The organism is Siccirubricoccus deserti (assembly GCF_014283215.1).
GTDB classification, from domain to species: Bacteria; Pseudomonadota; Alphaproteobacteria; order Acetobacterales; family Acetobacteraceae; genus Siccirubricoccus; species Siccirubricoccus deserti.
In genome coordinates this window covers 1-12,600 of sequence record NZ_JACOMF010000073.1, presented here as the reverse complement: position 1 = coordinate 12,600, position 12,600 = coordinate 1, and the positions used below count along the sequence as shown (strand labels likewise).

General features: G+C 64.8%; 10 protein-coding genes and 1 pseudogene. 2 read left to right on the top strand and 9 right to left on the bottom strand.

The window, feature by feature from the left end:
- The 7 genes and pseudogenes from tnpC to H7965_RS25930 form a co-directional block, all read right to left on the bottom strand.
- Positions 1 to 1,299: IS66 family transposase (tnpC, locus tag H7965_RS25960; RefSeq protein WP_186773451.1), on the bottom strand; the 1,299-nt coding region annotated here is incomplete at its 3' end.
- Positions 1,300 to 1,362: 63 nt separating this feature from the next.
- On the bottom strand, positions 1,363 to 1,710 hold the full coding sequence (tnpB, locus tag H7965_RS25955) for an IS66 family insertion sequence element accessory protein TnpB (RefSeq protein ID WP_186773450.1): 348 nt from the start codon (positions 1,708 to 1,710) through the stop codon (positions 1,363 to 1,365).
- The gene (tnpA, locus tag H7965_RS25950; RefSeq protein ID WP_186773449.1) at positions 1,707 to 2,093 is read right to left on the bottom strand and encodes an IS66-like element accessory protein TnpA; all 387 of its coding nucleotides are present in this window, start codon (positions 2,091 to 2,093) and stop codon (positions 1,707 to 1,709) included. Before tnpA ends, tnpB begins: the two co-directional genes overlap by 4 nt.
- 116 nt (positions 2,094 to 2,209) lie before the next feature.
- A pseudogene (locus tag H7965_RS25945) lies at positions 2,210 to 2,494 on the bottom strand (transposase); the annotation flags it as partial.
- A 135-nt stretch (positions 2,495 to 2,629) separates the two neighbouring features.
- Positions 2,630 to 3,718 (bottom strand): mandelate racemase/muconate lactonizing enzyme family protein, encoded by a 1,089-nt coding sequence (locus H7965_RS25940; protein ID WP_186773448.1) that lies wholly within the window; start codon positions 3,716 to 3,718, stop codon positions 2,630 to 2,632.
- A 476-nt stretch (positions 3,719 to 4,194) separates the two neighbouring features.
- Positions 4,195 to 5,091, bottom strand: coding sequence for a crotonase/enoyl-CoA hydratase family protein (locus tag H7965_RS25935; RefSeq protein ID WP_186773447.1), 897 nt, complete (start codon positions 5,089 to 5,091; stop codon positions 4,195 to 4,197).
- 16 nt (positions 5,092 to 5,107) lie between these two features.
- Positions 5,108 to 6,313 carry a CaiB/BaiF CoA transferase family protein gene (locus H7965_RS25930; protein ID WP_186773446.1) on the bottom strand — a complete coding sequence of 402 codons (1,206 nt, stop codon included), beginning with the start codon at positions 6,311 to 6,313 and terminating at the stop codon, positions 5,108 to 5,110.
- 176 nt (positions 6,314 to 6,489) lie between these two features.
- Here H7965_RS25930 and H7965_RS25925 point away from each other — a divergent pair, with 176 nt between their 5' ends.
- Both H7965_RS25925 and H7965_RS25920 read left to right on the top strand, forming a co-directional pair.
- Entirely contained in the window at positions 6,490 to 7,494 is a 1,005-nt protein-coding gene (locus H7965_RS25925) for a Bug family tripartite tricarboxylate transporter substrate binding protein (RefSeq protein ID WP_186773445.1), read from the top strand.
- Between the two features lie 17 nt (positions 7,495 to 7,511).
- On the top strand, positions 7,512 to 10,814 hold the full coding sequence (locus tag H7965_RS25920) for an acetyl-CoA carboxylase family protein (protein WP_186773444.1): 3,303 nt from the start codon (positions 7,512 to 7,514) through the stop codon (positions 10,812 to 10,814).
- Positions 10,815 to 11,718: 904 nt separating this feature from the next.
- On the opposite strand, the gene H7965_RS25915 is transcribed toward H7965_RS25920, so the two are convergent.
- Together H7965_RS25915 and H7965_RS25910 are read right to left on the bottom strand one after the other, a co-directional pair.
- Positions 11,719 to 12,141, bottom strand: coding sequence for a septal ring lytic transglycosylase RlpA family protein (locus H7965_RS25915; protein WP_186773452.1), 423 nt, complete (start codon positions 12,139 to 12,141; stop codon positions 11,719 to 11,721).
- Positions 12,142 to 12,392: 251 nt separating this feature from the next.
- Positions 12,393 to 12,600, bottom strand: a 208-nt coding sequence (locus H7965_RS25910; protein ID WP_186773443.1) for a transposase, incomplete at its 5' end; no start/stop codon positions are given.

The following is a 12,600-nucleotide window of genomic DNA, read 5'->3' as shown; positions in this document are numbered from 1 at the left end:
CCGGGAGAACGCTTCCCAGCGCGTCAGCATGTAGTCCATCGCCTTGGCAACCGAGTTGTGCCGAGACAGCCTGCCGCGGCTTTCCTTCATCCAGGTCTCGAACTCGGCGACGAGCGGCGCGATGTGCTGGCGGCGGACGGCCAGTCGCTCTTCGGCGGGTAGCCCGTTGATGGCGCGCTCGGCGTCAAAGATGGCGTCGATCCGTCGCACCGCCTCGATGGCGAGCGGAGCGCGCTGCAGCTCGGCTAACTCGAACAGCTTGCGCCTGCCATGGGCCCAACACGCAGCCTCGATGATAGGCCCGGGCTTTCGGTCAGCCTCGTACAGGGCGTTGTATCCGGCATAGGCGTCGGCCTGTAGGATGCCGGCATAGCCCGCCAGGTGCCGGTTCGGATGCTCGGCCGTTCGGTCACGCGAGTAGCGGAACATCGCCGCCGGTGGGTCGGTCCCGCCCCAGGGCCTGTCATCGCGGACATAGGTCCAGACCCGACCGGTAATGGTCTTGCCTCGGGCCAGCACAGGCACGGTGGTATCGTCGCCGTGTAGCCGGGCGGCGGCAAGGACATGGGCGTCGATCAAGGCCATCAGCGGCGCCAGGTTGGCGGTGCAGGTGCCGACCCAGTCGGCGATGGTCGAGACGCTGAGCTCGATCCCCTGCAGGGCATAGGCCTCGCTCTGGCGGTTGAGCGGCTGGTGCTGGCCGAACTTGGCCTCCAAGATCATCGTCAGCAAGTTCGGCCCCGCCCGGCCGCGGGCGATGGGGTGGAACGGCGCCGGCGGCTGGGTGACGGTCTCGCAGGCGCGGCATGAGAACCGCTCGCGGACGGTCTGGATGACCTTCCACCTGATTGGCTCGACCTCGAGCGTTTCGGTCGTGTCCTCGCCCAGCTTGGACAGCTTGCCGCTGCAGCAGGGGCAGGCGGTCGGGCCCGGGATGACGACCCGCTCGCGTGGCAGGTGGGCTGGCAGGGGCGCCCGCACCGGCTGGCCACGAGCTGGCCGGTCAGGGCGGCTGCCGCGTTCGGCCTTGGCGGCATCCTCGGCCTTGGTGGCGTCCTCGCTGGCAGCAGCGACCAGCTCGCCGAGTTCGAGTTCCAGCTGGTCGATCAGCTTGCGGCCGCGCTCGGAGGAGGCGCCGTAGTTGTCGCGTTTGAGCCGGGCAATCAGCAGCTTGAGGTGCGCCACCATCGCCTCGGCACCGGAGGCGCGTGCCTCGGCCTCGCGCCGCGCCAGTTGCTCGGCCGCAAGTGCGGCGCGTAGGGCGACGATGTCGTCGGGCGATGTGTCCGATCCAGGCATCACGCCGATGATCGAATCACAGAGGCGGCGGGCCGGGTAGCGTAGCCGCGCTGCCGCCGTACACTATCCCGCCAACTCGGGCCTGAAGGTGCGTTGTGGGTTCCGCCAGTCGATCCCGTCGAGCATGTAAGCCAGCTGCGAGCCCGAGATCTGCAGACAACCGTCGGCCGGCGACGGCCAGATGAAGCGTCCCCTCTCCAATCTTTTCGCATAAAGGGACATGCCAATCCCGTCGTGCCAAATGATTTTCACCAGGTCGGCGCGGCGGCCACGAAAGACGTAAAGATCGCCGCAGTGCGGGTCACGGCCCAGCGTCTGCTGCACCTGCAGCGCCAGACTGTTCATGCCACGACGCATGTCCGTATGCCCGACCGCCAGCCAGACCCGGACGCCAGACGGTGTCGGGATCATCCGCGCAGCGCCGCCAGCACGCGGCGCAGGACTGCCGCGCTGATCCCCTCAGCGAACCGAACCGCCGTGCCGTCGGGCAGTACGATCTCGATGCGGCTGTCCGCCTCGCTCTCAGCGTCGACGGACGCCGCAGCCACCGAGCCCTGCGGCTCCGGCGCGGGCAGCTCCGGCACGATACGCAGCGGCACGAAGCCCGGCGCCTCTGCCACCAGCTTGCCGCGCCGTTGCGCGTCCCGCCACTGCCACAACAGGCCACGACTGACATCGTGCCGGCGCGCCACGTCGTTGAACCTGGCGCCCGGCTCGCCGAGCTCGGCCAGGATCTGCAGTTTCTCCTCGTCCCGCCAACGGCGGCGCCGCTCGACGCCGGTGATGATCTCCATCCCGCACCCCACCCATTGCCCTTAGCGGCGCTCGAAAGAACGCCCCTAAGATCAAAAGGCAGGTTCAACCCAGTCCCGGTAGGCGGCCCTCGGCGCATGGGTACGTTCGAGAGCTAGTTGTCGCGCATGAACTGCCGGGTGTTTTCCACCGGGTTGAGCTCGGGGCATTTCGGCGGCAGCGGGATGAGGGTGATGTTGGGCGGCACCTCGAGCTTCTCCGACAGATGCCATCCGGCCTGATCGAGCAGCAGCACGGCATGCGCGCCCGGCACCACGGCCGCCGAGATCTCGGCCAGGTGCAGGCTCATGGCTGCGGTGTTGCAGTAGGGTAGGACGAGGCCCGCGGCCTTGCCTACCTTGGGGCAGATGGCGCCGAAGATGTAGGTCGAGGCCGTCCTTCGTCAACCCGATCAAGCCTTCCGTTCAGGGTGGGAGAAAGATCGCTGCGGACATCGCCCGGCTCGTCCTGTGGCATGATTTCGCGCGGCGCCAGCCCGTGGTGTTCACCGGCAGCCGCTGACAGACCGGCGTGCCATTCAGGCACGGATAGTGTCGAGCCCTTGCCAATCGAAAGTGATGCCGTGCCCCGGCCGGTCCGACGCGATCGCGCAGCCTGCCTCGATCCGGAGCGGCTCGGCAATGTAGCGGTCGAGCCCGAAGCCATGCGCCTCTAGATAAGATCGGTTCGGTACTGCGGCGAGCAGATGCACCGTCACGTCGTGCGCCCCATGCGAGGTGACCGGCAGGTTGAAAGCTTCCGCCAAATGCGCGATCTTCATGAAGGGCGTCACGCCACCACAATTGGTGACATCCGGCTCCGGAAAGGTGACGCCACCCAGGGCGATCAGCTGGCGAAAATCCCACAGCGTGCGCAGATTCTCTCCGGCCGCGATGGGTAATCCGCCTTCCCGAACCACGCGAGCCTGACCAGGCATGTCGTCGGGGATCACCGGTTCTTCTAGCCAGACTGGATCATGCGGCTGGAAGGCGTGGGCGGCTCGGATGGCCTCATCAGCCGTCCACTTCATGTTGGCATCCAACATCAGCGGGAAGCCCTCGCCGAGGTGCTCCCGCATCGCCCGAACGCGCTCGACATCTTCGGCTAGGCGTTTGCGCCCGACCTTCATCTTGATGGCACGGAACCCCTTAGCAAGATTGTCGTCGGTCTGCCGCAGCAGCTTGTCCAGCGGGAACTCGAGGTCGATCCCGCCGGCATAGCAGGGGACGCGGGGATCATGGCCACCGAGCAGCGTCCAGAGCGGCTGCCCAAGGCGCCTAGCCTTCAAGTCCCAGAGCGCTATATCCAGCGCCGACTGTGCAAGCACCGTCGGGCCGCCGCGGCCACCATAATGCTGGCCCCACCAGACCTTCTGCCACAAGGCTTCGATCCGGTCGGCCTCCTGACCGATCACCTGCTCAGGCAGGTCGCGCTGCAAGATCGCGCCGATGGCGGCGCCGTTGCGACCGCAGGTATAGGTATAGCCGACACCTTCCACCCCGTCCGTGTCGCGCAGGCGAAGGGTGTTCAACTCGAATGCAAGCATGTCGCCATGCGTGCTGTCGCTCAGGGTGGTTTCGAGTGGTACCCGGTAATAGCCCGCCTCGATTGCGGCAATTCTTGGCATGTGATGATCCGCCCTTGCTGTCGGAGCCTCTGACTGGGTCCTTCATGCGCCGAAGCGCCGCACCGCGATTGTCGGCCGCTCGCCTAGGCCGCTACATCACCATGGTTACGCGGCAGGAGCTAGTATTGGTAACAAATCAGTGCGCCGAACGTCGGCCTGGTCAGCCCATAGCTGATCCATGACCGACTACAAGACAGGCGTGGCTGACACCGTTGCGGTCGAGAGGCTATCTACGAAGTTGCAGCGGATAGGCAATTACACCGCGACAGATCAGCGTGAGAAAGCCACATGTCAGACACTCCTGCAGGGAGTGGCCGGAAGGTTCCAGCGTCGCGTTGCTATCGTAGGGTCTGCAGCATTACGCCGTCCGGCTACGCTCCAAATTCGGCTGCCGGCGCAGTTGGAGCGTGATGCACTCCCACCTAGCAGGACATCGCCTACCCAGCGCCCCGGTGCGCCTAGAAAACCGTGTCTGGTCACTCATCATCCAGTCGCACGAACCCGTCGCCGAACGGCGCGTCGCGCAGCTTAAAGGCGCGCGAGAGACCTTCTTGCCGCGCTACCCTGCCGAACTCGCGCGCTGCCGTGGCCTGGTGGCCACGCGCATCGGTCTCCGCCGCGAACCGCTGCAGCGTGCGCGTGCCCATCAACTCCAATCCCATGTTCACGATGCGCTTGTTCGCCGCCAAAATATCGGGGTCGATCAGCGCCATTCGTTCGGCCAGAGCGCGCACCCGATCCTGCAGCCGTGCCGCTGGTACGGATTCCAGCACAAGACCAATGCGCGATGCGTCGCGGCCGGAAATCAGGTCACCGGTCAGCAGCATGCGCTTGGCCCATTGCGGCCCGACATTGTGTAGCCACATATGCATGGGCGGTGTGCCCTGAGACCGCGTAGCGGGAAAGCCGATGCGCGCATCGGCTGCAGCGATGACGATGTCGCAGGACAGCGCCAAATCGGTGCCACCGGCGACGCAGTTGCCGTGTACAGCGGCGATTACCGGCTTGTGCATGTCAAAGATGGTGAGGATATCAGCTTGGTTGCGTTCCAGGCGCCAGATATCGTCCTCCACTGTGGCGGCGCCCTGGCGGTAGAGGCTGGCGTCATAGTGTACTTCCACCTGCGCAGCACCGGAGGCAGGCGTACCGGCTGCCGCCATGTCGTAGCCGGAGCAGAAATCCTTCCCGGCACCCCTCAGCACCACGCAATGGACGGCCCGGCGGTCGTCCGCCTCCAGTAGCGCTTCACGCAACTCGCGCAGCAGGGTGCGATTCAGCGCGTTCCGCTTCTCCGGCCGGTTAAGCGTGATCCAGGCGACGCCTCCTTCCAGCTCGAACTTTAGGCTTTCCGTCGTATGGAGCCACTTGTTCATTGGCATTCCTCCAATCTCAGCCATCGGCCGGGATGGCACCGGTCCCGGCCAGGTTTGCAATCGCTGTCTCCGACATGCCCAGCACCTCACGCAGTACGCCATGGGTGTGCTGGCCGAGCACCGGCGCACCGACCGGCTCTCGTACAGGTGTTGCCGAAAGCTTGATGGGGTTGCGTAGATTGGCGACCCTGCCGAGGCGTGCATGCGGCGCGCTGCCGATCAGCTGGCGCGCCTTAACCTCCTGCGAACTGACCGACTCGCTGATGCTGCGGACCACGCCGGCGGGCACGCCAGCAGCGCGCATGCGCTGCATCCAGTGTTGCTGCGGCGCGGTGGCAAAAATGCTATTCAGCGTCACGTGCAGTGCATCCCGGTTGGCAAGCCGTGCCAGATTGCCGGAGAAATCCGGCATATCCAGCAAATCGGGCCGCTTTAGTACGTTGCGTACCAACTTCTGCCATGCGCGTTCGCCCGAAATTGTCATCTGGAAACTGCCATCGGCGGCACGAAACACACCCACCGGCTCCGTTGAGATCCCGGCATTTCCCACCCGCCGTGGCTCAACTCCTGCAACCAGGTAGCTCATCGCCAGATGCGTTGTCATGGCGACACCGGTGTCGAACAATGCCACTTCCAGGTGCTGGCCGAAGCCGCTCCGCTCGCGCGCCATTAGCGCCGCCAGTACAGCGTTGCTCGCGGTCAGCCCGGCCATGAGGTCCACGGTTGGAAGGCCAGAGCGGATCGGCTCGCGGTCGGCAAAGCCGTTCACCGACATCATGCCGGATTCCGCCTGTACCACAGGGTCGTAACCCGGCCGGTCAGCGGTTGGGCCAGTGCGGCCATAGCCGGAAATAGAGCAGGTGATCAGGCGCGCATTTACGCGCCGCGCTGATGCCAAATCGAGCCCCAGCCGTTCCATCACTCCGGTGGAAAAGTTCTCTACCACGACATCGGCACGCTGCATCAGCGCCCGCGCCACCTCCGCTCCTGCAGGCACTGCGAGGTCCAGCGCCAAGCTCTGCTTGTTACGATTGTAAGCCATGAAGAATGCCGATTCGCCATCCTGCACCGGGGCGAACACGCGAGTATCGTCGCCGGTACGCGGATGCTCGATCTTGATTACCGTTGCGCCGAGATCGGCCAGCATCTGCGTGCAAAGCGGCCCAGCGATGACGCGCGTGAAATCCACCACCAGAATGCCGTTTAGAGCGCCGTCCGCCATGTCGTTTCCTCCGCATGGGCCGATCAGATGCGGCCTCCTTGTGGCAAAGCCTAGGGGCCGGCGCCCCTTGCTGGCAATCTGACTGCCTGCCTAGACAGGTCTAGGCGAAGCTGATTTCATCGGAGACATAATCGCTGCGCCGCAAACTGGCGCGAAGTTCTTGGGAGGGACGAGCCGTGACGCACCGCGTTCGCGAGGCAGGTGGGCTGGCCAGGCGAAGCTTGTTTCCAGCTCTCGGGGCGCTGGCGGTCGCCGGCCGCAACGCTTCAGCAGATACCTATCCCGGCCGGCCGATCCGCTTCATCGTCGGCTTCCCTGCCGGCAATTCCACCGATCTCACTGCACGCATCGTCGCGGAAGCACTGCGTGTTCGCCTTGGTCAGCCTGTGGTGGTGGAGAATCGGCCCGGCGCGAATGGTTCGCTCGGTGCCACGGCCGTTGCCACCGCTGCGCCGGATGGCCACACCCTGCTGATCAGCAATGCGAGCACCATGACGGTGAACCACCTGCTGTACCGAGAGAACCGCTACCACCCGCTGCGGGACCTGCTGCCGATCGCGACCATCACCGCCAGCCCCTTCATCATAACTATCAACCCAAGCAATCCGCGCACCCGCGGCGTGCGCACACTGCAGGACTTCGTCGCCCTGTCTAAGGCGCGGCCGGGTACTCTCAGCTTCGGCTCGCCGGGCAACGGCAACCTCGGCCATCTCGGCTTCGAACTGCTGAACCACAGCGCCGGTATGCAGTTGCTGCACGTGCCCTACCGAGGCGCGGCGTTGGCGCAGAACGCATTGGTGGCGAGCGAGGTCGATGCCTGCTTCGACACGCCGGCGGCAATCCCGTTGGTCCGCTCCGGCGTGCTGGCTGCCATCGCCTGCTCCGGGCCGGAGCGCTGGCGTGACCTGCCCGAGGTGCCGACCCTGGTGGAATCCGGCTATCCGGACGCCGTCATTACCTTCTGGAACGCCCTGGTGGCGCCAGCCAACACGCCACCACCGATCGTACAGGCGCTGTATCAGGCGGTTGAGGCCGTTTCGCGCGAGCCGGCTACCCGCCAACTGCTAATGTCGCAGGGTGAGGTGGTGGTTTTGGACCCGGTAGGTTTCCGTGAGCGCATTGCCGGTGACATTGACAAGAATGCCATGCTGATCCGGCGCATCGGCCTTGAAGCGCAATAGTAGCAGGTTCCCCTGACATGTTCCGCCGAATGCTAATCGCCAATCGCGGCGAAATTGCCATCCGTGTCGCTCGCGCCGCAGCGGAAATGGGCATCGAAACCCTTGCAGTGTTCAGTCCCGAGGATGCGCAGTCCCTGCATTTACGCAGGGCCGACATGGCGCGGCCGCTGCGAGGGCGTGGCGCCAAAGCCTATCTCGATATCGCCCAGCTCATCGCGGTGGCGACAGCGGGCGGCTGCGATGCCATCCATCCTGGCTACGGCTTCCTTAGCGAGAATGCGGAATTCGCCCGCGCCTGCGCCGCCGCCGCCATTACCTTCATCGGGCCGCGACCGGATCTGCTTGAGCTATTCGGCGACAAGGTGCAGTCGCGCAAGCTAGCGGAACGGCTGCAGGTGCCGCTGCTGCCGGGCACGCGTGGCCCGACCAGCCTTAGCGAGGCAAGCGCCTTTCTCGCCACGCTCGGTCCCGGCGAGGCCATCATGATCAAAGCCATTGCCGGCGGTGGCGGTCGCGGCATGCGCGTGGTGTCGGACGCGGCGGCCTTGGCGGAGGCCTACGCGCGCTGCCAGTCGGAATCCGAAGCCGCCTTCGGCGACCGCAGGGTCTATGTCGAGCGTCTGATCCGTCGCGCGCGCCATGTGGAAGTGCAGATCCTGGGCGACATTGATGCCGAAGTGACGCATCTCGGTGAACGCGAATGCAGCATTCAGCGGCGGCATCAGAAGTTGGTGGAAATCGCCCCCAGCCCCTTTCTGAAGCCGACACAGCGCGAAGCGGTGATCCAGGCTGCGCTGAAGATGGCGCGTGCGGTGCGCTACAGCAGCCTTGGCACCTTTGAGTTCCTGGTGGAGCAGGAGGGCAGCGACGGCAGCTTCTACTTTATGGAGGCCAATCCGCGCCTTCAGGTGGAGCATACGGTGACTGAAGAGGTCACCGGCATCGACCTGGTGAAGACCCAGATCGCGATTGCGGGCGGCAAGACGCTGCGACAGCTGGGCCTGGACCCGGAGCGCGGCCCCCCAGCGCCGGCCGGCCATGCCATTCAGCTACGCGTGAACATGGAAACCGTAGACGCCGCCGGTAATGCCTTCGGCAGCGGCGGGACGCTGCAGCATTTCGAACCTCCCGCCGGGCCGGGCGTGCGCGTCGACAGTTTCGGCTACCAGGGCTACACGACCAGCGACTATTTCGACTCTCTGCTGGCCAAGGTGATCGCGCATGCACGCTCCCCGCACTTCGGCGACGCAGTGGCCAAGGCTTACCAAGCGCTGCGCGAATTCCGCATTGACGGCGTGGACACCAATATACCCTTTCTGCAGAACCTGCTGCAGCATCCGGATTTCCTCTCAGGCGAGGTGCACACGCGTTTCGTCGACGAGAATATTGCGGTCCTGGCGCGTCCGGTGCAGCACGGCCATCGCCATGCCGAAGCCAGCGCCGTTCCGGTAAGCCTAGAAACTGCCGCTACTAACACCGCTGTGCCGGATGGCGCTGTTGCTATCGCCGCACCAATGCGTGCGCGCCTACTCAGCCTGGAGGCGGAGGTGGGCGCGCTAGTGCAGGCCGGCACCACCGTGGCGGTGCTGGAGGCGATGAAGATGGAGCTCAGCCTACCCGCCAGCACAGCCGGCCGCGTGCTGTGCCACCTGGTACCGATCGGCGAAACGGTGGAGCCTGGCCAGCATGTGCTGCTGATTGAGCCCCTGGCAGTGAGCGGCGAGGCGCAGGCAACTGAGGAGAGTATCGATCTCGACCATATACGCGCCGACCTGCAAGCGGTGATCGATGCGCATGCGCCGACGCTCGATGTGAACCGCCCCTCGGCGGTGGCGCGGCGGCGCAGGTCCGGCCAACGCACGGCGCGCGAGAACATTGAGGACCTCTGCGACCCTGGCAGCTTCGTTGAATACGGGGCGCTAACTTTGGCGGCACAGCGCGCCCGCCGCAGCATGCAAGAGCTTATCGATTTGAGCCCGGCCGACGGGCTGGTCGCTGGCCTCGGTAGCATCAATGGTACGCAGTTCGGTGACGATAAGAGCCGCTGCATGGTGCTGGCCTACGATTATACAGTGTTCGCCGGAACCCAAGGCTTTCACGGCCATAAGAAGAAGGACCGCATGCTGCAGCTGGCGGAGCGATTGCGATTGCCGCTGGTGATCTTTGCCGAGGGCGGTGGCGGCAGGCCGGGCGAGGTGGATGTGCCCTCGCCGGTGAACCTCGCCAATATGAGCTTCTGGCACTTCGCGCGGCTATCCGGCCTGGTGCCGCTGATCGGCATCGTTTCTGGCCGCTGCTTCGCCGGCAATGCGGCGCTGCTCGGCTGCTGCGACGTGGTGATTGCCACCGAGAACGCCAGCATCGGCATGGGCGGCCCAGCAATGATCGAAGGCGGCGGCCTCGGCCGCTTCAGCCCGGAGGAGGTAGGTCCGGTCTCCTTCCAGGCGACCAACGGCGTCATCGACATCCTGGTGCGTGACGAGTCTGAGGCGGTTGCGGCGGCGAAGCAGTACCTCTCCTATTTCCAGGGGCCGGTAGAGGTATGGCGGTGCCCGGACCAGCGCCTCTTGCGACACTTGGTGCCGGAACGCCGCACCCGCGCCTATGAGGTACGCACAGTTATCGACACTCTTGCTGATACCGGATCCGTGCTGGAACTCCGGCGTGGCTTCGGCCGCGGCATGGTGACTGCCTTCATGCGCTTCGAGGGCAGGCCGATGGGCGTTATTGCCAACAATCCGATGCATGAGGGCGGCGCTGTTGCTTCTGATGAGGCCGACAAGGCCTCGCGCTTCGTCGAGCTGTGCGATGCCTTCGACATTCCGGTGTTATCGCTGTGCGACACGCCTGGCTTCATGGTTGGGCCGGCATCGGAGAAGCAGGCCGCGGTGCGCCATGTCTGCCGCATGTTCCTCACCGGGGCCAGCATCGACATCCCGTTCTTCACCGTTGTGTTGCGCAAGGCCTATGGCCTCGGGGCCCAGGCAATGGCTGGTGGCGGATTCCATGGCAACAACAGCTTCACCGTTGCCTGGCCAACTGGAGAAATCGGCGCCATGGGCCTCGAAGGAGCGGTGAACCTCGCCTACCGCAACGAACTGGCGGCGATCGCCGATCCCGAGGCGCGCAATGCACGCTTTCAGGCGCTAGTGGACGACCTCTACGCGCGTGGCAATGCACTGAACATTGCTCGCTTCCTCAGCCTTGACGATGTGATTGACCCGGCAGATACGCGGCGCTGGATAATGCGGGCGTTGCGATCCGCGCCAACCACACCACCACGGTATGGCAAAAAACGGCCGCATGTAGATGCCTGGTAGGGAGGGGAGAGGGACCGCCTCTTCACACTCCATCTGGCTTAGGGCCATAAAAAGAGGCAGGTCAAGTTCGATCCAGAAAGAGGCATACTCGTCAGCCATTGCAGCCGGTCAGCCGTGAAATAGGCTGAGCGTGGCGGCTTCCTATGGATTTCCGGCAGCTGGGAAGTATTTTGAGTTTGCAGGGTTGGCGGCGATCGCGGCCGATAACCTTGCAAGCCGTCCTGTCCATCGCGGCGCAAGGCATCGCGTAATTCCCTCGACAGACGCCCTGGCTGGGAGCCCACCGATGCCTCCCAAGTAGCCCGCTGAGCCGCAGGAGGATCTCTTCCGTGCCCGGCTGCAGAACCAGGGGACCCGCGGCACGTGCTGCTGGGGCGCCTGGCCAAGCTGATCGGATGGAGCCGGTTCGAGGCGGAGTTCGGCGGGCTCTACAAGTAGGGCTGCCGACGTGGCTGATGGCCGGCCTGCACCTGGTGAAGCACCTGGACAAGTTGTCCGATGAGGCAGTCTACGCGCTACCTCGACAGCCCCTACGCTCAGATGGTCTGCGGCGAGACCTCTTTCCAGCACGCCCTGCCGCTCGACCACTCCTCGACCACCTGCTGGCGCCAGCGCTCGGGCCTGAGCGGCTCGGGTTGCTGCTCGCCGCGAGCCTGGACGCGGCGCAGCGGGGCGGTGGGGTGCGGTGGCGGAGAAAGCACCTCTGCCGCGTCACCATCGACGCCACAGTCCAACCCAGGGCGGTGACGCACCCAACTAACAGTAAGCTGCTTTACCGCGGCATCGAGATCCTAGCATCCTCACGTCCCGCATCAGCATAACGCAATGACGGCTCCACCTTCTGGCAACACAGGCGTTGGCACTATCGCCTTGCGGCAGACGCGCGCCGAGCCGGCGTCACCGTCTACTCCGTGCCACTCCTGCCGTCGCGAGCGCGCTCCGGTAACCGACCGACGGGTCTGACCTCGACTGGGGCGACTCCCGATTCGCGCATGCCAAGTTCATCAGCTGTGCGGGGTGATACATCGATAATCCGGCCGTTAGCGTAAGGCCCTCGGTCTTCAATCACCACCCTTCGGGACTCGCCGGTTTGTAGATTCTCCACATCTGCAACTGTGCCGAGAGGCAAGGTCCGATGCGCCGCGGCATTGGAGTTCGGCTCGAACCGATCACCGTTGGCCATGGGCCGACCAGAAAAGCGTTCAGGGTGATAGAACGACGCTTCGCCCTGCTGCGCCCGAGGCTCCGCCCGCGTGCCACAGGCCACCCCGACGCCCACCAGAAACGCCGCGAGCCAATATCCACTCCTTGATGTCACATTGGGCATTCTGACCTCAATCGCAACGAGCTTGTTGTGTAAGCAGCAGGACGCGCTGAAACGCTGAGAGTTTCCTCGACTGTTTCGACCAGCCACGAACACGTTTGGCAGGTTGGCGGCCAAGAGATGACCACCGACCAACGGTTATGGATCGATGGTGAACAGGCCGCTGATACCTAGGAGCGCGTCCCGGTAACCGCATTTCGGACTGACCACCGCTGGGGCGGAGCGGTATTCCTCGCCGGCGCGCCCGCCGTGCATCAGGCAGCGGCTGCCCTGGCGAGCTTGGTGAGGTTATGGGCGGTGCAGACCAGCGCCCATTCGTGTTTCACCTTCTCGAGGCCGCGGAGCAGGAACTGCCGGAACCCTCGTGCTGCCTTGATCTGTCCAAAGACGGGTTCGACGACCTGCTTGCGTAATCGGTAGCGGCTGCGCCGGCCAGCGCGTCTGAGCCGCTGGCGCATGGCC

Excerpts from the sequence above, each read along its gene's own strand:
- H7965_RS25940 (WP_186773448.1), bottom strand. The coding sequence starts at position 3,718 with ATGCCAAGAATTGCCGCAATCGAGGCGGGCTATTACCGGGTACCACTC.
- H7965_RS25930 (WP_186773446.1), bottom strand. The coding sequence starts at position 6,313 with ATGGCGGACGGCGCTCTAAACGGCATTCTGGTGGTGGATTTCACGCGC.
- H7965_RS25915 (WP_186773452.1), bottom strand. The coding sequence starts at position 12,141 with ATGCCCAATGTGACATCAAGGAGTGGATATTGGCTCGCGGCGTTTCTG.
- tnpB (WP_186773450.1), bottom strand. The coding sequence starts at position 1,710 with ATGATCCCGACACCGTCTGGCGTCCGGGTCTGGCTGGCGGTCGGGCAT.
- H7965_RS25935 (WP_186773447.1), bottom strand. The coding sequence starts at position 5,091 with ATGAACAAGTGGCTCCATACGACGGAAAGCCTAAAGTTCGAGCTGGAA.
- H7965_RS25920 (WP_186773444.1), top strand. The coding sequence starts at position 7,512 with ATGTTCCGCCGAATGCTAATCGCCAATCGCGGCGAAATTGCCATCCGT.
- tnpA (WP_186773449.1), bottom strand. The coding sequence starts at position 2,093 with ATGGAGATCATCACCGGCGTCGAGCGGCGCCGCCGTTGGCGGGACGAG.